Raw genomic sequence first — 23,531 nt, 5'->3', positions numbered from 1 at the left:
CTGTACCGAGAGCGTCGCACTTTCTGTACAGAAAGTGCCGCGCTTTCTGTACAGAAAGCGCGGCACCGTCTGTACCGGGAGCGCGGCAGCTCCGGTGCCGGGGGCTCGGCGCTCTGCGCACCGGGAGCGCAGGGGGCCGTGCGGGGCAGTGGCTGCGGTGGGGCTGGCAGAATGCCCGGCATGTTGCGCTGGTTGACCGCAGGGGAGTCGCACGGTCAACAGCTGACCGCGGTGCTGGAGGGCCTGCCGGCCGGGGTGCAGGTGCAGACGTCCGACGTCGACGCCCAGCTCGCCCGACGCCGGCTGGGCCACGGCCGCGGCGCCCGGATGAGCTTCGAGACCGACGAGGTCACCCTCACCGGCGGTGTGCGGCACGGCCGCACCCAGGGCGGGCCGATCGCGGTCCAGGTGGGCAACACCGAGTGGCCCAAGTGGTCCACCGTGATGGCCGCGGACCCGGTGGACGCCGAGGTGCTCTCCGGGCAGGCCCGCAACGCCCCGCTCACCCGGCCGCGCCCGGGCCACGCCGACCTGGCCGGCATGCAGAAGTACGGCTTCGACGACGCCCGCCCGGTGCTCGAGCGGGCCAGCGCCCGGGAGACCGCCGCCCGGGTCGCGCTCGGCGTCTTCGCGAGTGCCTTCCTGCGCCAGGCCCTCGACGTCCGGGTGGTCAGCCACGTCGTGGCGATCGGCCCGGTCCGGGTGCCCGACGGCGTGCTCCCCGGCCCGGACGACGGCGCCCGCATCGACGAGGACCCGGTGCGCTGCGCCGACCCGGACACCAGCGGGCTGATGACCGCCGAGATCGACGACGCCCGCAAGACCGGGGACACCCTCGGCGGGGTCGTGGAGGTCGTGGTGCACGGCCTGCCGCCGGGCCTCGGCAGCCACGTGCACTGGGACCGGCGGCTGGACTCCCGGCTCGCCGCGGCGCTGATGGGCGTGCAGTCGGTCAAGGCCGTCGAGGTCGGCGACGGCCTGGAGACCGCCCGGCGGCGCGGCTCGGTCGCCCACGACGAGATCACCGTGGCCGGCACCGTGGACGGGCAGCGCACCGTGCAGCGCTCCACCGACCGGGCCGGCGGCATCGAAGGCGGCATGACCAACGGCGAGGTGCTGCGCGTGCGGGCGGCGATGAAGCCGATCTCCACCGTGCCCCGCGCGCTGGCCACCATCGACACCGCCACCGGCGAGGCAGCGGTGGCCATCAACCAGCGCAGCGACGCCTGCGCCGTGCCCCGCGGCAGCGTCGTCATGGAGGCGATGGTGGCCCTGGTGCTGGCCGACGCGGCGCTGGAGAAGTTCGGTGGCGACTCCGTGGCCGAGACCCGGCGCAACGTCGCCGGCTACCTCGACTCGCTCAGCTACCGGTGAGCACCGACCTGCCCGCCGACCCCGACGGCCCGGGCCGGTCCGGGCCGCTGCTGGTCGTCGTCGGCCCGCCCGCGTCCGGCAAGACCACCGTCGGCCGCGCGGTCGCCCGCCGGCTCCAGGTCGGCTTCCGGGACACCGACCACGACGTCGAGACCGCGACCGGGACGACGATCAGCGACCTGTTCGTCAACGCCGGCGAACCGCACTTCCGCGCCCTGGAGGAGCGGGCGGTGGCCACGGCGCTGGCCGAGCACGACGGCGTGCTGGCCCTCGGCGGCGGCGCGGTGACCAGCGCCGCGACCCGGGCGCTGCTGGTCGCGTACGGCCGCGCCGGGGGCACCGTCGTCTGGCTGGACGTCGACCTCGCCTCGGCCGCCTCCCGGGTGGGCCTCAACCGGGACCGGCCGCTGCTGGCGGTCAACCCGCGGGCGATGCTGCGTCACATGCTGGCGCAGCGCGCACCGCTGTACCGCGAGGTGGCCACCCGCACCGTGCCCACCGGCGACCGCCCGGTCGACCACGTGGTGGCCGAGGTGCTCGCCGCCGTCGCTGCGCACCCGGCACCGCACGGCCAGCTGGACCGGGGCCGGCGGTGAACGCCCACCGGGTCACCGTCGCCGGGGCTGCGCCGTACGAGGTGGTGATCGGCCCCGGCGTGCAGGCCGAGCTGGGCTCCGTGCTGGCCGGCACCGCGCGGGCGGTGGTGGTACACAGCCCGCCGCTGGCCGACGCCGCCGCTGCCGCGCTCGCCCGCCTGCGCGAGGTCGGGGTCGACGCGCACCCGCTGGTCGTGCCGGACGGCGAGGCCGCCAAGGACGCCGCCGTCGCCGTCGCCGGGTGGGAGGAGCTGGGCCGCCGCGGGTTGACCCGCTCCGACGCCGTCGTCGGGCTGGGTGGGGGAGCGGTCACCGACCTGGCCGGCTTCCTGGCCGCCACCTGGCTGCGCGGCGTGCGCGTGGTCCAGGTGCCGACCAGCCTGCTGGGCATGGTCGACGCCGCGGTGGGCGGCAAGACCGGGATCAACACCGCGGCCGGCAAGAACCTGGTCGGTGCCTTCCACCCGCCCGCGGCGGTGCTGGCCGACACCGACGCGCTGGCCGGGCTGTCCGAGCCGGAGTTCCGCTCCGGGCTGGCCGAGGTGGTCAAGTGCGGGTTCATCGCCGACCAGCAGGTGCTGGAGCTGCTGGCGGCCGACCCGACCGGGCGCCGCGACACCGCCGAGCTGATCACCCGCGCCGTGCAGGTCAAGGCCGATGCCGTGGGCGAGGACCTCTACGACACCGGCCGGCGCGAGTTCCTCAACTACGGGCACACCCTGGGCCACGCCGTGGAACGGGTGGAGGACTTCGGCTGGCGGCACGGCGAGGCGGTCGCGGTGGGCATGGTGTTCGCCGCCGAGCTGGGTGCCGCTGCCGGCCGGCTGGACCGCGCGGGCGCCGACCGGCACCGCGAGCTGATCGCCGCCATGGGCCTGCCGACGACGTACCGCGGCGACTGGGACGCCCTGCTGGCGGTCATGCGCATCGACAAGAAGGCCCGCGGTGCCGCGCTGCGGTTCGTCGTCCTGGACGGACTCGGCCGCCCGGGCATCCTCACCGACCCCGACCCGGCCTGGCTCGCCCAGGCCTGGGACGCGGTCTCGTCCCCGGCGGGAGCACACGCGTGACCATCCAGGTGCTCAACGGCGCCAACCTCGGCCGGCTCGGCACCCGCGAGCCGGCCGTCTACGGCAGCACCACGCACGCCGAGCTGGTCGAGATGATCGAGGCGGTGGCGATCGAGCTGGGCGTGCCCGTTCAGGTGCGCCAGACCGACTCGGAGGCCGAGCTGCTCGGCTGGGTGCACGCCGCCACCGACGCCGGTGACCCGGTGGTGGTCAACCCCGGTGGCTGGACGCACACCTCGGTGGTGCTGCGCGACGCGCTGGCCGCCGCCACGGCCCCGGTGGTCGAGGTGCACATCAGCAACGTGCACGCCCGCGAGCCCTTCCGCGCCCACTCCTACGTCTCCCCGGTCGCCACCGGGGTGATCGCCGGGCTCGGGGTGCGCGGCTACGAGCTCGCGCTGCGCTGGATCGCCGCGGAGGTCCGCCCGTGACCATGGACCACGCCGGACGCCGGGAGCGGCTGCGGGCCACCGCGGCGGCGGCCGGGCTGGACGCCGTCCTGGTGACGAACCTGCTCAACGTGCGCTACCTGACCGGGTTCACCGGCTCCAACGGTGCCCTGCTGGTGCGCACCGGCGGCGCGGACCTGCTCGGCACCGACGGCCGGTACACCACGCAGGCCGCCGTGCAGGTGCCCGACGTCGAGGCGGTCATCGATCGCAGCACGGTGCCGGCGCTGGCCCGGGCCGCCGTGCGCGGTGGCGCCTCGGTGCTCGGCTACGAGTCCCACCACCTCACCGTCGACGGGCTGCACCAGCTGGAGGGCGTGCTCGCCGAGGCCTCCGGCGCCGCGGCCGCCCCGCGGCTGGAGTCGGTGCGCCGGGCGGTGGAGGCGCTGCGCGCGGTCAAGGACGAGGCGGAGGTGGCGGCGCTGCGGCAGGCGTGCGCGGTCGCCGACCAGGCACTGGCCGAGCTCGCCGCGGAGGGTGCGCTGCGCCCGGGCCGCACCGAGCTCGACGTGGGCCGGGAGCTGGACCACCGCATGCTGGTGCTCGGCGCCCAGGCGCCGTCGTTCGAGACGATCGTGGCCACCGGCGCGAACTCGGCGATCCCGCACCACCGGCCCGACGCGACGGTGCTGCGGCACGGCGACCTCCTCAAGCTCGACTTCGGCGCGACCGTCGACGGCTACCACTCCGACATGACCCGCACCGTGGTGCTGGGCCATGCCGCGGACTGGCAGCGCGAGGTGTACACGCTGGTGGCCGAGTCCCAGGCGGCCGGGCGGGCGGCGCTGGCGGTGGGCGCCGAGGTCACCGCTGTGGACGCCGCGGCCCGCGACGTCATCGTCGACGCCGGTCACGGCGAGCACTTCCTGCACGGCCTGGGGCACGGGGTGGGCCTGGAGATCCACGAGGCGCCCGGCATCTCGGCGCTCGGCGCCGGTAAGCTGGCCGCCGGCATGGCCGTCACCGTGGAGCCGGGGGTGTACCTGGCCGGCCACGGCGGTGTCCGGATCGAGGACACCCTCGTCGTCACCGATGGCGCGCCCGAGTTGTTGACCCTCACGAGCAAGGATCTGCTGGTTCTCTAGATGGCTACCACCAACGACCTCAAGAACGGCATCGTCCTCAACCTGGACGGTCAGCTGTGGACCGTCACCGACTTCCAGCACGTGAAGCCCGGCAAGGGCGGTGCCTTCGTGCGCACCACGCTGAAGAACGTGCTGTCCGGGAAGGTCGTGGACAAGACCTTCAACGCCGGGCTCAAGATCGAGACGGCGAACGTGGACAAGCGGACCATGACCTACCTGTACAAGGACGGCGCCGACTACGTCTTCATGGACGGCGACACCTTCGACCAGATCCCGGTGTCCGCGGCCACCCTCGGCAGCGGGGCGGACTACCTGCTGGAGAACACCGAGGTCACCGTGGCGGTGCACGAGAGCACCCCGCTCTACGTCGAGCTGCCGGTCACCATGGAGCTGGTGGTGCAGCACACCGACCCGGGCCTGCAGGGCGACCGCTCCACCGGCGGCACGAAGCCGGCCACGCTGGAGACCGGCGCGGAGATCCAGGTGCCGCTGTTCGTCACCACCGGGGAGAAGCTCAAGGTCGACACCCGCGACGGCCGGTACCTCGGCCGGGTCAGCTGACCTCGTGGCCGCTCGCTCCAAGGCGCGCAAGCGCGCCGTCGACGTGCTCTACGAGGCCGACCTGCGCGGTGGGGACCCGCTGGAGCTGCTGCGCGAGCGGGTCTCCGACACCACGCCGCCGGTGCCCGACCACGCCGTCCGGCTGGTGGAGGGCGTGCACGCCCAGTCCGCCCGGATCGACGAGCTGATCGACACCCACGCCAGCGGCTGGTCCATCGACCGGCTGCCCGACGTCGACCGCGCGATCCTGCGTATGGCGGTCTACGAGCTGCTCTGGGTGGACGACGTGCCCGACGCCGTCGTCATCGACGAGGCGGTGGAGCTCGCCAAGCTGCTCTCCACCGACGACTCCCCGGCCTACGTCAACGGCGTGCTGGGCGCCATCGTCCGCGCGGAGATCCCGACGAGCTGAGCCCGCGGGACCCTCCGGGCCCCACTCGATCGGGCTCGTGCTCGGATATCCGGGTCGGGGACCCTCCGGGCCCCGCTCCCCGGACTCCCGGACTGCTAGCGCGGCCCTCGGCGGCGGTCGCGGGCGTCGTCCTCGTCGTCGAAGTAGGAGGCGACGTCGGCGCCGGGGGAGAGCACGCCCCACTCGATCAGCCGGGTGGTGAGCTCGTCGGGGCTCATGTCGTAGATGATCGCCAGCGACTTCAGGTCCTCGGCGCGGATCGACAGCACCTTGCCGTTGTAGTCGTGCCGCTGGGCCTGGATGGTCGAGGCGTAGCGGGCCAGCGGGCCGGCCTCGTCGGCGGGCAGCGAGCCCAGCGACTCCAGGTTGAGCACGATCTTGGTGTTCTTGGTCACCGCCGAGCTGGGGCGGGGGTCGGGCAGCAGCTCGGCCACCGGGACCCCGTAGAACACGGCCAGCTCGGACAGCCGCTGCACCGTGACCGCGCGGTCTCCCCGCTCGTACGAGCCGACGACGACGGCCTTCCAGCGGCCGTGCGACTTGTCCTCCACGCCCTGCAGGGACAGGCCCTGCTGGTTGCGGATGGCCCGGAGGCGGGCGCCCAGCGCCCTGGAGTAGTCGGTGCTCATCGGTGTGCGTGCTCACTCACTGTCAGGAGGGACGGGAGTTCCTGGTAACGGAGAGTACGTGAGACGAAGTGTCACCAACAGGCGGCCACCCCTTAGGGGGTACGGACGCCCGGCGGGGTGGCGGCAGGTGTGCAGTAGCCTCCCCCGCGGATCACCTGCTCCTTTAACGACCCGTCCCGTGAGGCGGGGAAGGAGGCCTGATGGCCCTGCCATCCGACCAGAGCCCAGCGCAGCCCGACCCGACCGCCCCGAGCGCACTGATGGGCGCCGACGACGTCGCCCGCAGCGTCGACCGCATGGCCCACCAGCTCATCGAGCGCGCGGCCGCCACCACCCCCGGTGCCCCCGACGGTGGCCTGTCCGGCCTGGTGCTCATCGGCATCCCCACCCGCGGCGCCCCGCTCGCCCGCCGGCTGGCCGCCCGGATCGAGGCGTTCACCGGCACCCGCGTCGACGTGGGCACCGTGGACATCACGCTGTACCGCGACGACCTGCGCATGCACGGCGTCCGCGCGCTGGAGTCCACGCTGCTGCCCGAGGCGGGCATCGACGGCCGGCTGGTCGTGCTCGTCGACGACGTCCTGTTCTCCGGCCGGTCGGTGCGTGCCGCGCTGGACGCGCTGCGCGACCTGGGCCGCCCGCGGGCGGTGCAGCTCGCGGTGCTGGTCGACCGGGGTCACCGCGAGCTGCCGATCCGCGCGGACCTGGTGGGCAAGAACGTGCCGACCGCGCGCAGCCAGAAGGTCTCGGTGCACCTGAGCGAGGTCGACGGCGAGGACGGCGTCACCGTCACCGAGGGGCCCGCGCTCCCGGCCCTGCCCCCCGACCCCACCCCGGCATGAGGCAGCACCTGCTGGAGGCCGCCGACCTGGACCGCGCCGACGCCACGCTGGTGCTGGACACCGCGGCGCAGATCGACGCCGCGCTGGCCGGCCGGGAGGTCAAGAAGCTCCCGACGCTGCGCGGGCGCACCGTGGTCAACCTGTTCTTCGAGGACTCCACCCGCACCCGGATCTCCTTCGAGCTGGCCGCGAAGCGGCTCTCCGCGGACGTGATCAACTTCGCCGCGAAGGGCAGCAGCGTCTCCAAGGGCGAGAGCCTCAAGGACACCGCCCTGACGCTGGAGGCGATGGGCGCCGACGCGATCGTCATCCGGCACGGGGCCTCCGGTGCCCCGCACCGGCTGGCCCACTGGGTGCGCGGCAGCGTGGTCAACGCCGGCGACGGCACGCACGAGCACCCCACGCAGGCGCTGCTGGACGCGTACACGATCCGCCGCCGGCTGGGCCGCGTCGACGGCGTCCGGGTGGTGATCACCGGCGACGTGCTGCACAGCCGGGTGGCCCGCTCCAACGTGCGGCTGCTGCACACGCTCGGCGCCGAGGTGACGCTGGTCGCCCCGCCGACGCTGCTGCCGGTGGGCGTGGAGACCTGGCCGGTGCAGGTCAGCTACGACCTGGACGCCGCCCTGCCCGAGGCCGACGTGGTGATGATGCTGCGCGTGCAGGCGGAGCGGATGAACGCCTCGTTCTTCCCCAGCGCCCGGGAGTACAGCCGCCGCTACGGGCTGGACGCGCGCCGGATGGCGACGCTGTCCGACGACGCGATCGTCATGCACCCCGGGCCGATGAACCGCGGCATGGAGATCGCCGCCGACGTCGCGGACTCGGCCCGCTCCACCATCGTCGAGCAGGTCGGCAACGGCGTCAGCGTGCGCATGGCCGTCCTGTACCTGCTGCTCGGAGGAGCTCCCGAATGACGAGTGTGCTGATCACCGGGGCCCGGCCGTACGGCGAGGACCCGGTGGACGTCGTGCTGAAGGACGGCCGGATCACCACGGTCGGGGCGTCGCTGTCCGTGCCCGGCGCCGAGCGGCTCGACGCCTCCGGGCTGGTGCTGCTGCCCGGGCTGGTCGACCTGCACACCCACCTGCGCGAGCCGGGCCGGGAGGACGCCGAGACGGTGGAGACCGGCAGCCGGGCCGCCGCGCTCGGCGGGTTCACCGCGGTGCACGCGATGGCCAACACCGACCCGGTCGCCGACACCGCCGGCGTGGTGGAGCAGGTGTGGCGGCTGGGCCAGCAGGCGGGCCTGGTCGACGTCGTCCCGGTGGGGGCGGTGACCGTGGGGCTGTCCGGCACCCAGCTCGCCGAGCTCGGTGCGATGGCCGACTCGGCGGCCCGGGTGCGGGTGTTCTCCGACGACGGGCACTGCGTCGCCGACCCGTCGCTGATGCGCCGGGCACTGGAGTACGTGAAGGCCTTCGACGGGGTCGTCGCCCAGCACGCGGAGGAGCCGCGGCTGACCGTGGGCGCCCAGATGCACGAGGGCGAACGCTCCGCGCGGCTGGGCCTGACCGGCTGGCCGGCGGTCGCCGAGGAGGCGATCATCGCCCGGGACGTGCTGCTCGCCGAGCACGTCGGTGCGCGGCTGCACGTCTGCCACGTCTCCACGGCCGGCTCGGTGGAGCTGCTGCGCTGGGCCAAGTCCCGCGGTGTGCGGGTCACCGCCGAGGTCACCCCGCACCACCTGCTGCTCACCGACGCCTGCGTCGAGGGCGAGGTCGACGGCGGGGTCCGCACCGGCGCCTACGACCCGGTGTTCAAGGTCAACCCGCCGCTGCGCACGCACCGTGACGTCGCGGCCCTGCGGGCCGGGCTGGCCGACGGCACCATCGACGCGGTCGCCACCGACCACGCCCCGCACGCCGTGGAGGACAAGGAGTCGGAGTGGGCCGCGGCCCGCCCCGGCATGCTCGGCCTGCAGCAGGCGCTGTCGGTGGTCGTCGAGACGATGGTGGCCACCGGCCTGCTCGACTGGCGCGGGGTGGCGGACCGGATGTCGGTGCGACCGGCCGCCATCGGCCGGCTGGACGGCCTGGGCGACGCCGCGCACGGCCGCCCGATCGCACCCGGCGAGCCGGCCAACCTGGTCCTGGTCGACCCGGGGACCCGCGCCGTCGTCGACCCGGCCGCGCTGGCCAGCCGCAGCCGCAACAGCCCCTACGCGGGCCGGGAGCTGCCCGGCCGCGTCGTCCACACGTTCCTGCGCGGCACCGCGACGGTGCTGCACGGGGTTGCCCAGAAGTGAGAGGCCCAGAAGTGACCGGCTCAGCAGTGACAGAGGCGATCCTCGTCCTGGAGGACGGGCGCACGTTCCGCGGCGAGGCCTACGGCGCGCGCGGCACCACCATCGGCGAGGCGGTGTTCTCCACCGGCATGACCGGATACCAGGAGACGCTCACCGACCCCAGCTACCACCGCCAGGTGGTGGTGATGACCGCCCCGCACGTGGGCAACACCGGCGTCAACACCGAGGACGACGAGTCCTCGCGCATGTGGGTGGCCGGCTTCGTGGTGCGCGACCCGGCCCGCCGGCCGGCCAACTGGCGGGCCACCGGCACCCTGGACGACGAACTGGTCGCCCAGGGCGTCGTCGGCATCAGCGGCATCGACACCCGGGCGCTGACCCGGCACCTGCGCGAGCGCGGGGCGATGCGGGTGGGCATCAGCACCGAGACCCTGGACCCCGAGCAGCTGCTGGCCCAGGTCACCGCGGGCGACGAGATGACCGGCGCCGACCTCGCCCCCCAGGTGAGCACCGCCGCGGCCTACGTGGTGCCGGCGGTGGGGGAGAAGCGGTTCACCATCGCAGCCCTCGACCTGGGCATCAAGACCGCGACGCCGCGGCACCTGGCCGCCCTCGGCGTGGAGACCCACGTGCTGCCCTCGACCGCGACCGCCGCCGAGCTGCTCGCCGCCGGCCCGGACGGGGTGTTCCTGTCCAACGGCCCCGGCGACCCGGCCACCGCCGACTACGCCGTGGAGGCGGTGCGCGGCGTGCTGGACGCCGGCCGGCCGCTGTTCGGCATCTGCTTCGGCAACCAGGTCCTGGGCCGGGCGCTGGGCCTGGGCACCTACAAGCTGCGCTTCGGCCACCGCGGGCTCAACCAGCCGGTGCTGGACCGGGTCAGCGGCACGGTGCGGGTGACCAGCCACAACCACGGCTTCGCCGTCGACGCCCCGCTGGACCGGCCCACCGACACCCCGTGGGGACCGGTCGAGGTCAGCCACGTCGGGCTCAACGACGACGTGGTGGAGGGCCTGCGGCTCACCGAGGCGCCGGCGTTCAGCGTGCAGTTCCACCCCGAGGCCGCGGCCGGCCCGCACGACGCGGCGCCGCTGTTCCAGCGGTTCGTCGACCTGATGGAGACGCACGCGACGTCGCCGACCACGGTGCAGCACACGACCGGTGAGAAGGACTCCTGATGCCCAAGCGCACCGACATCGAGCACGTGCTGGTGATCGGCTCCGGGCCGATCGTCATCGGCCAGGCCAGCGAGTTCGACTACTCCGGGACCCAGGCCTGCCGGGTGCTCAAAGCCGAGGGGCTGCGGGTCAGCCTGGTCAACAGCAACCCGGCCACGATCATGACCGACCCCGAGGTCGCCGACGCCACCTACGTGGAGCCGCTGACGCCGGAGTTCGTGGAAAAGGTGATCGCCGCCGAGCGCCCGGACGCGCTGCTGGCCACCCTGGGCGGGCAGACGGCGCTGAACATCGCGATCGGCCTGTTCGAGAACGGCGTGCTGGAGCGCTACGGCGTGCGGCTGATCGGTGCCGACGTCGACGCGATCAACCGTGGTGAGGACCGGCAGATCTTCAAGGACATCGTCCGGTCGATCGGTGCCGACGCCCCGCGCTCCACCGTCTGCGGCACCGTCGAGGAGGCCCTGGCCACCGCCGCCGACGTCGGCTACCCGGTGGTCATCCGGCCCAGCTTCACCATGGGCGGACAGGGCTCCGGCATCGCCACCGACGAGGCGATGCTGCGCCGGATGGCCCACCACGGCCTCACCGACTCACCCGTGCACACCGTGCTGATCGAGGAGTCGGTGCTCGGCTGGAAGGAGTACGAGCTCGAGCTGATGCGCGACCGCAGCGACAACGTGGTGGTCGTCTGCTCGATCGAGAACGTCGACGCGATGGGCGTGCACACCGGTGACTCGGTGACCGTCGCCCCGGTCATGACGCTCACCGACCGGGAGTACCAGACCATGCGCGACGTCGGCATCGCGGTGCTGCGCGCGGTCGGGGTGGACACCGGCGGCTGCAACATCCAGTTCGCGGTGCAGCCGGACACCGGCCGGCTCGTGGTGATCGAGATGAACCCGCGGGTCTCCCGGTCCAGCGCGCTGGCGTCCAAGGCGACCGGTTTCCCGATCGCCAAGATCGCCGCCAAGCTCGCCATCGGCTACACGCTGGACGAGATCACCAACGACATCACCGGGGTCACCCCGGCCAGCTTCGAGCCCTCGCTGGACTACGTCGTCGTCAAGATCCCGCGGTTCGCGTTCGAGAAGTTCCCCGGTGCCGACCCGCGGCTGACCACGACGATGAAGAGCGTCGGCGAGGTCATGTCGATGGGCCGCAACTTCCCCGAGGCGCTGGGCAAGGCGATGCGCTCCACCGAGACCAAGGCCGCCGGGTTCTGGACGGTGCCGCAGCCGGAGGTGCCCGCGGCCGAGCTCGTCGAGCAGCTGCGCGTGCCGGTCGACGGCCGGCTCTACACCGCCCAGCAGGCCCTGGCCGCCGGCGCGAGCGTGGAGCAGGTCAGCCAGGCCAGCGGCTTCGACCCGTGGTTCGTCGACCAGCTCGCCCTGGTGACCGAGATCGGTGCCGAGGTGCGCGACGCACCAGCGCTGACCCCCGAGGTGCTGCGCCGGGCCAAGCGGCACGGGCTGTCCGACCGGCAGATCGCCGCGCTGCGGCCCGAGCTCGCCGGCGAGGACGGCGTCCGGCTGCTGCGCTGGCGGCTCGGGATCCGGCCGGTCTACAAGACCGTGGACACCTGCGCCGCGGAGTTCGAGGCGCGCACGCCCTACCACTACAGCTCCTACGACGAGGAGACCGAGGTGCGCCCCCGGGAGAAGCCGGCGGTGCTGATCCTCGGCTCCGGGCCCAACCGGATCGGGCAGGGCGTGGAGTTCGACTACTCCTGCGTGCACGCCGTCATGGCGCTGCAGGACGCCGGCTACGAGGCGGTGATGGTCAACTGCAACCCCGAGACCGTCTCCACCGACTACGACACCGCCGACCGGCTGTACTTCGAGCCGCTCACGCTGGAGGACGTGCTCGAGGTCGTCGAGGCCGAGCGCGCCGCCGGGCCCGTGCTGGGCGTCATCTGCACCCTGGGCGGGCAGACGCCGCTGGCCCTGGCACAGCGGCTCAAGGACGCCGGCGTGCCGGTGCTGGGCACCGCCCCGGAGGCGATCGACGCCGCGGAGGACCGCGGCGCCTTCTCCCGGGTGCTGGCCGACACCGGGCTGCTGGCGCCCAAGCACGGGATGGCCACCACCTTCCCCGAGGCGCGGGAGATCGCCGCCTCGATCGGCTACCCGGTGCTGGTGCGGCCCTCCTACGTGCTCGGTGGGCGGGGCATGGAGATCGTCTACGACGACGGGACGCTGGAGGCGTACATCGCCAAGGCCACCGACGTCAGCCCCGAGCACCCGGTGCTGGTCGACCGGTTCCTGGAGGACGCGATCGAGATCGACGTCGACGCGCTCTTCGACGGCACCGAGCTGTACCTGGGCGGGGTGATGGAGCACATCGAGGAGGCCGGGGTGCACTCCGGGGACTCCGCCTGCGCGCTGCCGCCGATCACCCTGGGCAGCACCGACCTGCGCGCGATCCGCGTCGCCACCGAGAAGCTGGCCGCCCGGATCGGGGTGCGCGGGCTGATGAACGTGCAGTACGCGCTCAAGGACGACGTCCTCTACGTGCTCGAGGCCAACCCACGGGCCAGCCGCACCGTGCCGTTCGTGTCCAAGGCGACGGCGGTGCAGCTGGCCAAGGCCGCGGCCCGGATCGCGGTCGGGGAGACCATCGCCTCGCTGCGGGCCGAGGGCGTGCTGATGGCCACCGGTGACGGCACCGACCTGCCGCTGGACTCGCCGATCTCGGTGAAGGAGGCCGTGCTGCCCTTCCACCGCTTCCGTACCGCCGACGGCGCCGGGGTGGACACCGTGCTCTCCCCGGAGATGAAGTCCACCGGTGAGGTGATGGGCATCGACGCGGAGTTCGGCACCGCCTTCGCCAAGAGCCAGGCCGCCGCCTACGGGTCGCTGCCCACCACCGGCACCGTGTTCGTGTCGCTGGCCAACCGGGACAAGCGCGCGGCGGTGTTCCCGGTCAAGCGGCTGGCCGACCTCGGCTTCCGGGTGCTGGCCACCGCCGGCACCGCGCAGGTGCTGCGCCGCAACGGGGTGGCCTGCGAGGAGGTCGGCAAGTACAGCGACGGCCCGGGCAACTGCGTGGAGCTGATCCTGGCCGGCGAGGTGGACATGGTGGTCAACACCCCGTTCGGCTCGCCGGGCAACAGCAACCCGCGGCTGGACGGCTACGAGATCCGCACCGCCGCGGTGAGTGCCGGCATCCCGTGCATCACCACGGTGCAGGGCATGGCCGCCGCCGTGCAGGGCGTGGAGGCGCTGCGCCGCGGGGACATCGGCGTGCGCAGCCTGCAGCAGCTGCACGCCGACCTGCGGGCGAGCCTCGCTGCCGCCGGGCCGGGTGCGGCCGCCGGGTCGGGTGCTGCGTCCGTGTCGCCGGGCGGGGGTGCCCCGCACGCCGGGGACGCCGCCACCGCCGGCCCGCCCGCCCCGCCGGCCCCGGAGCCGGGACCCGACGCGGCGGCGTCCGGGACCGGCTCGTGACCTCCGGCGCCGGGCTGTCGGGGGCAGGGCCGTCGGGGGCAGGGCCGTCGGGGGGCGGGCCGTCGGGGGGCGGGCCGTCGGGGGTCGGGCACACCGGTCCCGGCGCCGCGGGTCGCCGGCTGGTCACCGCCCCGGTGCCGCCGGCCGCCCGGCCACCGGTGCAGGGCCTGGCCGAGGTGCTGGCCACCCGGCCGGTCAGCGCCTACGTGGAGCTCACCCTGCACGCCCCGGACATCGCCGAGCGGTGCGAGCCGGGCCAGTTCGTGTCCTTCGCGGTCGGCGGCCGCACGTCGGCGATGCTGCTGCGCCGGTCCATCGCGATCAGCGGGGTGCGCGGGCCCGCGATCACCGTGGTCGTCTCCGCCGCCGGCCCGGGCTCGACCTGGCTGACCGAGCTGCGGCGCGGTGACGAGGTCGACGTGGTCGGCCCGCTGGGCCGGCCGTTCCCCGGCGCGCCCGCCGGCGCCCCCGCGCTGCTGGTCGGCGGCGGCTACGGCGCCGCCGCCCTGGTCGGGCTGGCCGCCCGGCTGCGCGGTGCCGGCCACGAGGTGGCCGCCGTCGTGGGGGCCGCCACCGCCTCCCGGCTCTGCTCGACCGACGAGCTGGGCCGGCTGGCCGCCCCGCTGGCCGTGCTCACCGACGACGGCAGCGCCGGCCGGGCCGGCCGGGTCACCGTGGCCGTCGCCGAGCTGGTCACCGGCGCCGGGGTGGTCTACGCCTGCGGCCCGATGGGCATGCTGCGGGCGGTCAGCGAGCTCGCCGGCGCCCGCGGGCTGCCCTGCTACGTCGCCGTCGAGGAGTCGATGGCCTGCGGCATCGGGGTCTGCATGACCTGCGTGCTGCCCGTGGTGGGCGCCGACGGCCGCACCCGCTTCTCCCGGGCGTGCACCGAGGGCCCGGTGTTCGGCGGCGACCGGGTGCGCTTCGAGGACATCGGCACGCTGCCGCCCGACGTCGTCGGCGCGGACGCGATGGGCCTGGCGCCCGCAGCCGCCGCCCCCGCCGGTGCCGTGGCCGGCCCTGTCGTCACCAGCCCGGCCGGGCCGGGGGAGACGCCGTGAGCGCCGACCCCGGGACCCTGGAGGTGCCCAGCGTGGACATGCAGGCCTCCCTCGGTGGTGTGCCCCTGGTCAGCCCGGTGCTCACCGCGTCCGGGTGCTCGGCGTTCGGGCAGGAACTCGACCCGTTCTTCGACCTCACCGCCATCGGTGCGGTGGTGACCAAGTCGGTGCAGCTGCGTGCCCGTTCCGGCCGGCCGACGCCGCGGATGGCGGAGACGCCCAGCGGGATGCTGAACTCCATCGGCCTGCAGGGCCCCGGCATCGACGGCCTGCTGGCCGAGGAGCTGCCCTGGCTGGCCGCCCGCGGGGCACGCGCCCTGGTGTCGATCGCCGGGTCGCGCACCGAGGACTTCGCCGAGCTGGCGAGCCGGCTGCGCGGCGTCCCCGGGGTGCTCGGGCTGGAGGTCAACATCTCCTGCCCCAACGTGGAGAGCCGCGGCGAGGTGTTCGCCTGCAACCCCGACGCCTCGGCCGAGGTGGTCGCCGCCGTGCGGGCCGCAGCCGACCCGGCGCACCCGGTCTACGCCAAGCTCACCCCCGACGTCACCGACATCGTCTCGGTCGCCCGGGCCTGTGCCGACGCCGGCGCCAACGGCCTGTCGATGATCAACACCCTGCTCGGGCTGGCCATCGACCCGGACACCATGCGCCCGGTGCTGGGCGGGGTCACCGGCGGGCTCAGCGGCCCGGCGATCCGCCCGGTGGCGCTGCGCTGCGTGTGGCAGGTGCACCAGGCGCTGCCCAACGTGCCGATCCTCGGCATGGGCGGGATCCGCACCGGGCTGGACGCGCTGCAGTTCGTGCTCGCCGGTGCCGGCGCGGTGTCGGTGGGCACCGCGGTGTTCAACGACCCCTCGGCGCCGGTCCGGATCGCCGAGGAACTGGCCGCGGCCCTGGGCGAGCGCGGCTTCGGCCGGCTGTCCGACGCGGTCGGCTACGCGCACCGCCGGGCCGACCCGCCGGCCGGACGGCACAGCCGGTGACCGCCGGCCCGCCCCCCGGCCCGGCCGTCCCGCCGCCCGGACCGGTTGACCCGCCGCCGGTCCCGCCGTTCGGTGCCCGGCTCGCCTCGGCCGTCGCCGCCCGCGGGCCGCTGTGCGTCGGGCTCGACCCGCACCGCTCCCTGCTGCAGTCCTGGGGGCTGCCCGACGACGTCGAGGGCCTGCGCCGGTTCACCGACACCTGCCTCGACGCCCTCGCCGGGCACGTCGCCGTCCTCAAGCCGCAGATGGCCTTCTACGAGCGGCACGGCGCCCGCGGTGTCGCCGTCCTGGAGAAGGCGGTGCCCGCCATGCGCGCGGCCGGCGCGCTGGTGCTGCTGGACGCCAAGCGCGGCGACATCGGCTCCACCATGGACGCCTACGCCGAGTACCTGCTGGCCCGGCACCCGATGCAGGTCGACGCGCTCACCGTCAGCCCGTTCCTCGGCCCGGGCTCCCTGGAACCGGCCCGGGCCGCCGCGGTGCGCTCCGGCGGGGGGCTGTTCGTGCTCGCCCGCACCTCCAACCCCGACGCCGGCACCTTCCAGCACGCCCGGGTCCCCACCCTGTCCCCGGAGGCCGCCCTGCCCCTGGACGCCGCCCTGCCTCCGGACACCGCCCCGCCCCCGGACGCCGCCGCCGGGGAGCGGACCGTCGCCCAGGCCGTCGTGGACACCGTGCGCGGCTGGAACACCCCGGCCTGGCTCGTGACGGACCCCCCGACGACGATCGAGCAGTTCATGGCCGCCGGCAGCGGCTGGGACGGCAGCGTCGGGTCGTTCGGCGTCGTCGTCGGCGCGACGTTGCACAGCCTGGACGTCGACCTGGACGGGCTGCGCGGGCCGGTCCTCGCCCCCGGTCTGGGCGCCCAGGGCGGCTCCGTCGCCGACCTGCACCGGCTGTTCGGTCGGGCCCGCGCCGTCGTCCCCACCGTGTCCCGGGACGTGCTCGGTGCCGGGCCCGGCACCGCGGCGCTGCGCGCGGCGGCCGACCGGTGGACGGCGGACCTCACCGGGTGAGCGAGCGCGGGTGCCGAGCCGGGCGGCGCGGTCGGCGGCCCGTCACCGGGACGCAGCCATCCGGTAACGAGCGGTCCTGATCGCCCCCTGCGAGGAGCTCGGCCGGCGTTCCCCGTCCACCCACCGGTTGAGCAGGGCAGATCACGGCGTGTCACGGGGTTCGCGGCCGTCTCCGTGGGCATCGAGCACACACGGGACGCCCGTCCGGCACCGGGTACGGCGTGCCGTGCCCCGGACGGGTGACTAGGTTCATCGCCAGGTCCGGTACCCGGGTGCACCACCCATCGCAGGACCACCCCCCACAGACAGATGCCCAACGTCGGACCCGTTCCACCCCGACGCAGAGAGATCGGACACACCATGCCCCTCCCCGAGCTGACCCCCGAACAGCGTGCAGCAGCACTGGAGAAGGCCGCCGCGGCCCGTAAGGTCCGTGCGGAGCTCCGTGAGAAGCTCAAGTCGAAGGGCACCACCGTCGGAGACGTCCTGCACCAGGGTGAGTCCGACGAGATCATCGGCAAGATGCGGGTCTCCGCCGTCCTCGAGTCCCTCCCGGGCGTGGGCAAGGCCCGCGCTGCGAAGATCATGGAGCGACTGGAGATCTCCCCGACCCGCCGCGTGCGTGGTCTGGGCGCCAACCAGCGCAAGGCGCTGGAGGCGGAGTTCGCCAGCGAGCCGGTGGCCGTCGACGACCTGGCTGCCAACGGTCTCTCCTGACCCACCCGACCTGACCCGGCCCACCCCGACGGCCCAGCGATACGGAGGACGACCCCGAGTGGCGCGACCGACTGCCCGTCTCACGGTGCTGTCCGGGCCCTCGGGGGTGGGCAAGGGGACCGTCGTCGCCGAGGTCCGGCGCCGGCACCCGGAGGTCTGGGTGTCGGTGTCGATGACCACCCGGCGCCCCCGTCCGGGTGAGGTCGACGGTGAGCACTACCACTTCGTCGAGGACGAGCACTTCGACTGGATGGTCGCCAACGGCGAGCTGCTGGAGTGGGCCGAGTTCGCCGGCAACCGCTACGGCACCCCGGTCGCGCCGGTCCGCGAGCAACTCGCCGCCGGTGCCCCCGCGCTGCTGGAGATCGAGCTGCAGGGCGCCCGCCAGGTGCGCGGCCGCGCACCGGAGGCCCAGCTGGTGTTCCTGGCCCCGCCGTCCTGGGCCGAGCTGGTCAGCCGGCTGGCCGGCCGCGGCTCCGAGCCCCCGGAGGTGCAGAACCGCCGGCTGGCCATCGCCCAGGCCGAGTTGGACGCCGCCGGCGAGTTCGACGCCGTCGTCGTCAACGACGACGTCGCCCGCGCGGCCGAGGAGTTGGTAGGCTTGCTGACTGCGCCTCCTCCCGACCTCCGTCCGGAGGACAGCGCACCCGAGTGAGAGACCGGCAGGCCGCCCCGTGGCCCGCCCGCTCGCTCCCCCGATCGAAGAAGGAGCACGCCCGCCCGTGTCCGGAGTCGCACCTGCCCCCGAGGGCATCACCAACCCGCCGATCGACGAGCTGCTCGAGCGCACCAGCAGCAAGTACGGCCTGGTGATCTACGCCGCCAAGCGCGCGCGCCAGATCAACGCCTACTACAGCCAGCTCTCCGAGGGCCTGCTGGAGTACGTCGGCCCGCTGGTCGACACCGCCCCGCAGGAGAAGCCGCTCTCCATCGCGCTCCGCGAGATCAACGAGGGCCTGCTCACCCACACCGCCGGCGAGAACTGAGGCTCCGTCCCCGGTCCCGCCCTGAGCTTGCGAAGGGTGGGGAGGACGGGGTCCTTCTTCTCGCTCCCCGGCACGCGCTCCGCACGTGCCGGGTCCCTGTGAGGGGGTCGTTCCAGCCCGTTCCGCGATGACGCCCCTGGCCCTCGGCCGGGGGCGTCGTCGTGTGTGCGGGAGGATGGGCCGATGAGCCGGATCGTGCTGGGTGTGGGTGGGGGAGTGGCCGCCTACAAGGCCGCGCTGCTGCTACGGGCGCTGACCGAGTCCGGGCACGACGTGCGCGTCGTGCCCACCGCCGCGGCGCTGCGCTTCGTCGGCGCCGCCACCTTCGAGGCGCTCAGCGGCAACCCGGTCACCACCGACGTCTGGGACGACGTCCCCGAGGTCGCCCACGTCCGGATCGGCCAGATGGCCGACCTGGTGCTCGTCGCCCCGGCCACCGCCGACCTGCTGTCCCGGGCCGCCACCGGCCGCGCCGACGACCTGCTCACCGCCACGCTGCTCACCGCGCACGCACCCGTGGTGTTCGTGCCGGCGATGCACACCGAGATGTGGTTGCACCCGGCCACCCAGGACAACGTGGCCACCCTGCGCCGGCACGGCGCCGTCGTCCTGCCGCCCGCGGTCGGCCGGCTGACCGGTCCGGACTCCGGGCCCGGCCGGCTGCCCGAGCCCGCCGACGTCGCCGCGCTGGCCGCCGTCGTCCTGGAGCGCGGGGCGCGGGCGCTGGCGCCCGACCTGGCCGGCCGGCGCGTGCTGATCAGCGCCGGCGGCACCCGGGAACCGGTCGACCCGGTGCGCTTCCTGGGCAACCGGTCCTCCGGCCGGCAGGGCTGGGCGCTGGCCCGGGTCGCCGCCGCCCGCGGCGCGGACGTCACCCTGGTCGCCGCCAACGTGGAGGACCCGGTGCCCTTCGGCGTGCGCACGCTGCACGTGGGCACCGCCGAGGAGCTGCGCACCGCGGTGCTCACCGAGGCAGCCACCGCCGACGTCGTGGTCATGGCGGCCGCGGTGGCCGACTTCCGCCCGGCCGACGTCGCCGCGGCGAAGCTCAAGAAGGGCAGCGCCGGCGAGCCGGGGTCCATCGGGCTGGAGCGCACCACCGACGTGCTCGCCGAGATCGTCGCCGTCCGTCGAGCCGGCCGGGAGCAGGCCGACCCGGTGCACACCGGCCAGGTGCTGGTCGGCTTCGCCGCCGAGACCGGCGACGCCGAGGGCGACGTGCTCACCCACGCGCGCGCCAAGCTCGCCCGCAAGGGCGTGGACGTGCTCGTGGTCAACGACGTGTCCGGCGGGCAGGTGTTCGGCCGGGGCGACACCAGCGTCACCGTGCTCGACGCCGAGGGCGGGGAGGCCGCGCTGCCCCCCGGCCGCAAGGACGCCGTCGCCGCCGGCATCTGGGACGCCGTCGTGCCCCGGCTCGCCGCGCCCTCCTGAGGCACCGGGCGCCCGGCGGTCGCACCGCGGGACGGCACCAGGTGGCGCGCCGGTAACGTCTGCCCCGGACCCGTGTCCCGTCCGGGCCCGCAGGACACCGCACGTGCACCACGACACCAGCACCACGACCCCAGGGAGACCCGAGTGCCACGCCGTCTGTTCACGTCCGAGTCGGTGACCGAGGGCCACCCGGACAAGATCGCCGACCAGATCAGCGACTCGATCCTGGACGCCATGCTGGCCCAGGACCCCCGCAGCCGGGTCGCCGTCGAGACGATGATCACCACCGGGCAGGTGCACATCGCCGGTGAGGTCACCACCGCCGGCTACGTGGACATCGCCGACATCGTGCGCAGGACCGTGCTCGGCATCGGCTACGACTCCTCCCGCAAGGGCTTCGACGGCGCCTCCTGCGGGGTGAGCGTCTCCCTCGGCGCCCAGTCGCCGGACATCGCCCAGGGCGTCGACACCGCCTACGAGGCGCGCACCGCCGAGGACCGCGCCGCGGCGGCCGAGGACATCATCGAACGCCAGGGCGCCGGCGACCAGGGCCTGATGTTCGGCTACGCCAGCGACGAGACCCCCGAGCTGATGCCGCTGCCGATCGCGCTGGCCCACCGGCTGGCCAAGCGGCTGTCCGCGGTGCGCAAGGACGGCTCCGTGCCCTACCTGCGTCCCGACGGCAAGACCCAGGTCACCGTGGTCTACGAGGACGACCGCCCGGTCGCCGTGGACACCGTGGTCGTGTCCTCCCAGCACGCCGAGGACATCTCCATCGACACGCTGCTCGCCCCGGACGTGCAGGAGTTCGTCGTCCAGCCCGAGCTGGAGGCCCTCGGCCTGCCCACCACCGGCTACCGGCTGCTGGTCAACCCCACCGGCAAGTTCGTCATCGGCGGCCCGATGGGCGACGCCGGCCTGACCGGTCGCAAGATCATCGTGGACACCTACGGCGGCATGGCCCGGCACGGTGGCGGCGCGTTCTCCGGCAAGGACCCCTCGAAGGTCGACCGCTCCGGTGCCTACGCGATGCGCTGGGTGGCCAAGAACGTCGTCGCCGCGGGCCTGGCCCGGCGCTGCGAGGTGCAGGTCGCCTACGCGATCGGCGCCGCCCACCCGGTCGGCCTGTTCGTGGAGACCTTCGGCACCGCCGCGGTGCCCGAGGAGGTGCTGGAGAAGGCGATCAGCTCGGTGTTCGACCTGCGCCCCGGTGCCATCGTCCGCGACCTGGACCTGCTCCGGCCGATCTACGCCCCGACCGCGGCCTACGGCCACTTCGGCCGCACCGACATCGAGCTGCCCTGGGAGCGCCTGGACCGGGTGGACGCCCTGAAGTCCGCCGTCTGAAGAAGGACCCCCGCGCCCCCCGGACCACGCTCCGCGCGGGCCGGGACCCTGCGCGGGGGCCGTTCCAGCAGGTACGGGTTGTGGACGGCGGTCGGGGCGGGTGCTGAGCGGGGAGACTGCCGGCGTGAGGGTGGCGCGGGTCGTCGTGGACGTGCCCCTGGCACACCTGGACCGGCCCTTCGACTACGCCGTCCCCGACGCGATGGCCGAGGACGTCCGGGCCGGGTGCCGGGTGCGGGTCCGGTTCTCCGGGCAGCTGGTCGACGGCGTCGTGCTGGAGCTGGCCGACTCGACCACGCACACCGGGAAGCTGGCGCCACTGGCCAAGCTGGTGTCCGGCGAGCCGGTGCTCACCCCCGAGGTGGCCCGGCTGGCCCGCTCGGTCGCCGACCGGTACGCCGGGGCGATGACCGACGTGCTGCGGCTCGCGCTGCCGCCGCGGCGGGCGGCCGCGGAGAAGCGCGAGGCCCCGCCGCGGCCCGCCGCGCCCGCGGCACCCGACCCGGCCGGCTTCGCCCGGTACCCCACCGGCCCCGCGCTGCTGGGCGCCGTCGCCGGGGGACTGCCGGCCCGCGCCGTGTGGACCGCGCTGCCCGGGGAGGACTGGCCCGCCCGGCTGGCCGAGCTGTGCCAGGCCGCACTGTCCGGCGGCCGCGGTGCGCTGGTCGTCGTCCCCGACGGGCGGGACCTGGACCGGCTGGAGGCCGCGGCCAAGGCGCGGCTGCCCGCCGGGTCGTACGTGGTGCTGCGGGCCGACGCCGCCCCCGACACCCGCTACCGGCGCTTCCTGGACGCCGCCCGCGGCAGCGCCCAGGTGGTCCTGGGCACCCGCGCCGCGTCGTTCGCACCGGTCGCCGACCTGGGCCTGGTGGCCATCTGGGACGACGGCGACGACCTGCACGCCGAACCGCGCGCGCCCTACCCGCACGCCCGCGACGTGCTGGTGCACCGCGCACACCTGGCCGGGTGCGCGGCCGTCGTGGCCGCCACCGCGCGCACCGCCGAGGCCGCGCTGCTCATCGAGAGCGGGTGGGCGCACGAGCTGGTGGCCGAGCGGGTCGTGCTGCGCGCGGTCGCCCCGCGGGTGCAGGCGCTGGGGGAGGACTCCGAGCTGGCCCGGGACCCCGCGGCGCGCACCGCCCGGCTGCCCAGCCTGGCCTACCGGGTGGCCCGCGAGGCCCTCGCCGCCGGCGCCCCGGTGCTGGTGCAGGTGCCCCGGTCCGGCTACGCGCCCGGGCTGTCCTGCGAGCGGTGCCGCGCCCCGGCCCGCTGCCGGCACTGCGCCGGACCGCTGGGCATCGCGGCCCCCGCGGGCCCCGGCGGGCAGCGGGTCGCGGCCTGCCGCTGGTGCGCCCGCCCGGCGGCCGCCTTCGACTGCCCGCACTGCCACGCCACCAGGCTGCGCGCCTCGGTGGTCGGTGCCTCCCGCACCGCCGAGGAGCTGGGCCGGGCGTTCCCCGGCGCCGCGGTCTCGGTGTCCGGGCGGGCCTCCGGCGTGCTGGCGACCGTGCCGCCCGGGCCGGCGCTGGTGGTCGCCACCCCGGGCGCCGAGCCGGTCGCCGAGGGCGGGTACGGCGCGGCGCTGCTGCTGGACTCCTGGGCGCTGCTCGGCCGGGCCGACCTGCGCGCCGCGGAGGAGACGATGCGCCGCTGGGTGAACGCGGCGGCGCTGGTCCGGCCGGCGTCCGCCGGTGGGCAGGTGGTCGTGGCCGCCGACGCCGGGCACCCCGTGGTGCAGGCGCTGGTGCGCTGGGACCCGGCGACCGTCGCCGCCCGCGAGCTGGAGGACCGCCGGGAGCTCGGCTTCCCGCCGGTCACCCGGATCGCCTCGCTGACCGCCACCCCCGCGGCGCTGGCGGACTTCCTGGAGGCGGCCCGGCTGCCGGCCTCGGCCGACCTGCTCGGGCCGGTGCCCGAGCCGCGCCGGCCCGCCGACGGCCCGGACCCGGTGCACCGGGAGCGGTACCTGGTGCGGGTGCCCCGCGCCGAGGGCGTGGCCCTGGCCCGGGCCCTGGCCGAGGTGCAGGGCGTGCGCAGCGCCCGCAAGGTCGCCGAGCACGTGCGGGTGCAGCTGGACCCGCACGAGATGTAGCC

The 23,531-nt window shown here is 75.0% G+C and carries 22 protein-coding genes; 21 read left to right on the top strand and 1 reads right to left on the bottom strand.

Features of this window, described 5'->3' with window-relative positions; genetic code table 11:
• Positions 1-180: 180 nt before the first annotated feature.
• Genes aroC through nusB form a run of 7 tightly spaced genes read left to right on the top strand, consistent with a single transcriptional unit; the run spans position 181 to position 5,547 of the window.
• The gene (aroC, locus tag G1H19_RS04660) at positions 181-1,374 is read left to right on the top strand and encodes a chorismate synthase (RefSeq protein WP_152730615.1); all 1,194 of its coding nucleotides are present in this window, start codon (positions 181-183) and stop codon (positions 1,372-1,374) included.
• The gene (locus tag G1H19_RS04655; protein WP_235927970.1) at positions 1,371-1,970 is read left to right on the top strand and encodes a shikimate kinase; all 600 of its coding nucleotides are present in this window, start codon (positions 1,371-1,373) and stop codon (positions 1,968-1,970) included. Before aroC ends, G1H19_RS04655 begins: the two co-directional genes overlap by 4 nt.
• On the top strand, positions 1,967-3,040 hold the full coding sequence (gene aroB, locus G1H19_RS04650) for a 3-dehydroquinate synthase (RefSeq protein WP_162392505.1): 1,074 nt from the start codon (positions 1,967-1,969) through the stop codon (positions 3,038-3,040). Before G1H19_RS04655 ends, aroB begins: the two co-directional genes overlap by 4 nt.
• A complete protein-coding gene (gene aroQ / locus G1H19_RS04645; RefSeq protein WP_162392504.1) occupies positions 3,037-3,471 on the top strand; it encodes a type II 3-dehydroquinate dehydratase in 435 nt (144 codons plus the stop codon). The genes aroB and aroQ overlap by 4 nt, the downstream gene beginning before the upstream one ends.
• Before the next feature lie 2 nt (positions 3,472-3,473).
• Positions 3,474-4,574 (top strand): M24 family metallopeptidase, encoded by a 1,101-nt coding sequence (locus G1H19_RS04640; RefSeq protein WP_152730731.1) that lies wholly within the window; start codon positions 3,474-3,476, stop codon positions 4,572-4,574.
• Positions 4,575-5,135, top strand: a complete 561-nt coding sequence (efp, locus tag G1H19_RS04635) for an elongation factor P (RefSeq protein WP_152730614.1) — start codon at positions 4,575-4,577, stop codon at positions 5,133-5,135.
• A 4-nt stretch (positions 5,136-5,139) separates the two neighbouring features.
• A complete protein-coding gene (nusB, locus tag G1H19_RS04630; protein ID WP_162392503.1) occupies positions 5,140-5,547 on the top strand; it encodes a transcription antitermination factor NusB in 408 nt (135 codons plus the stop codon).
• 95 nt (positions 5,548-5,642) lie between these two features.
• On the opposite strand, the gene bldD is transcribed toward nusB, so the two are convergent.
• Positions 5,643-6,176 (bottom strand): transcriptional regulator BldD, encoded by a 534-nt coding sequence (bldD, locus tag G1H19_RS04625; RefSeq protein ID WP_152730613.1) that lies wholly within the window; start codon positions 6,174-6,176, stop codon positions 5,643-5,645.
• 200 nt (positions 6,177-6,376) lie between these two features.
• On the opposite strand from bldD, the gene pyrR reads away from it, so the two are divergent.
• The 14 genes from pyrR to G1H19_RS04555 all read left to right on the top strand — a co-directional run bounded on the left by pyrR (position 6,377) and on the right by G1H19_RS04555 (position 23,529).
• Complete coding sequence (gene pyrR / locus G1H19_RS04620; protein ID WP_152730612.1) at positions 6,377-7,018, top strand: bifunctional pyr operon transcriptional regulator/uracil phosphoribosyltransferase PyrR; 642 nt, start codon at positions 6,377-6,379, stop codon at positions 7,016-7,018.
• Positions 7,015-7,935, top strand: coding sequence for an aspartate carbamoyltransferase catalytic subunit (locus G1H19_RS04615; protein ID WP_152730611.1), 921 nt, complete (start codon positions 7,015-7,017; stop codon positions 7,933-7,935). Before pyrR ends, G1H19_RS04615 begins: the two co-directional genes overlap by 4 nt.
• The gene (locus tag G1H19_RS04610; RefSeq protein ID WP_152730610.1) at positions 7,932-9,266 is read left to right on the top strand and encodes a dihydroorotase; all 1,335 of its coding nucleotides are present in this window, start codon (positions 7,932-7,934) and stop codon (positions 9,264-9,266) included. The genes G1H19_RS04615 and G1H19_RS04610 overlap by 4 nt, the downstream gene beginning before the upstream one ends.
• Before the next feature lie 26 nt (positions 9,267-9,292).
• Positions 9,293-10,444 (top strand): glutamine-hydrolyzing carbamoyl-phosphate synthase small subunit, encoded by a 1,152-nt coding sequence (gene carA / locus G1H19_RS04605; RefSeq protein ID WP_162392502.1) that lies wholly within the window; start codon positions 9,293-9,295, stop codon positions 10,442-10,444.
• A complete protein-coding gene (gene carB / locus G1H19_RS04600; protein ID WP_152730609.1) occupies positions 10,444-13,893 on the top strand; it encodes a carbamoyl-phosphate synthase large subunit in 3,450 nt (1,149 codons plus the stop codon). Before carA ends, carB begins: the two co-directional genes overlap by 1 nt.
• 134 nt (positions 13,894-14,027) lie before the next feature.
• Positions 14,028-14,954: an iron-sulfur cluster-binding protein gene (locus G1H19_RS04595; protein ID WP_235927969.1), complete on the top strand. Its 927-nt coding sequence runs from the start codon at positions 14,028-14,030 to the stop codon at positions 14,952-14,954.
• On the top strand, positions 14,951-15,937 hold the full coding sequence (locus G1H19_RS04590) for a dihydroorotate dehydrogenase (protein ID WP_235927968.1): 987 nt from the start codon (positions 14,951-14,953) through the stop codon (positions 15,935-15,937). The genes G1H19_RS04595 and G1H19_RS04590 overlap by 4 nt, the downstream gene beginning before the upstream one ends.
• Entirely contained in the window at positions 15,934-16,953 is a 1,020-nt protein-coding gene (gene pyrF, locus G1H19_RS04585) for an orotidine-5'-phosphate decarboxylase (protein WP_162392501.1), read from the top strand. Before G1H19_RS04590 ends, pyrF begins: the two co-directional genes overlap by 4 nt.
• A gap of 360 nt (positions 16,954-17,313) precedes the next feature.
• Positions 17,314-17,670 (top strand): integration host factor, actinobacterial type, encoded by a 357-nt coding sequence (gene mihF / locus G1H19_RS04580; RefSeq protein ID WP_152730608.1) that lies wholly within the window; start codon positions 17,314-17,316, stop codon positions 17,668-17,670.
• Positions 17,671-17,728: 58 nt separating this feature from the next.
• The gene (gene gmk, locus G1H19_RS04575) at positions 17,729-18,325 is read left to right on the top strand and encodes a guanylate kinase (RefSeq protein WP_162392500.1); all 597 of its coding nucleotides are present in this window, start codon (positions 17,729-17,731) and stop codon (positions 18,323-18,325) included.
• A 67-nt stretch (positions 18,326-18,392) separates the two neighbouring features.
• Positions 18,393-18,656, top strand: coding sequence for a DNA-directed RNA polymerase subunit omega (gene rpoZ / locus G1H19_RS04570; protein WP_014741310.1), 264 nt, complete (start codon positions 18,393-18,395; stop codon positions 18,654-18,656).
• Between the two features lie 183 nt (positions 18,657-18,839).
• A complete protein-coding gene (coaBC, locus tag G1H19_RS04565) occupies positions 18,840-20,090 on the top strand; it encodes a bifunctional phosphopantothenoylcysteine decarboxylase/phosphopantothenate--cysteine ligase CoaBC (RefSeq protein ID WP_152730607.1) in 1,251 nt (416 codons plus the stop codon).
• Positions 20,091-20,234: 144 nt separating this feature from the next.
• On the top strand, positions 20,235-21,437 hold the full coding sequence (gene metK, locus G1H19_RS04560) for a methionine adenosyltransferase (RefSeq protein ID WP_162392499.1): 1,203 nt from the start codon (positions 20,235-20,237) through the stop codon (positions 21,435-21,437).
• Positions 21,438-21,561: 124 nt separating this feature from the next.
• Positions 21,562-23,529 (top strand): primosomal protein N', encoded by a 1,968-nt coding sequence (locus G1H19_RS04555; RefSeq protein WP_235927967.1) that lies wholly within the window; start codon positions 21,562-21,564, stop codon positions 23,527-23,529.
• Positions 23,530-23,531: the final 2 nt, after the last annotated feature.

The sequence above is a fragment of the Goekera deserti genome (assembly GCF_010685995.1).
Taxonomy (GTDB): Bacteria; Actinomycetota; Actinomycetes; order Mycobacteriales; family Geodermatophilaceae; genus Goekera; species Goekera deserti.
This window is presented reverse-complemented; position numbering and strand designations above follow the sequence as displayed.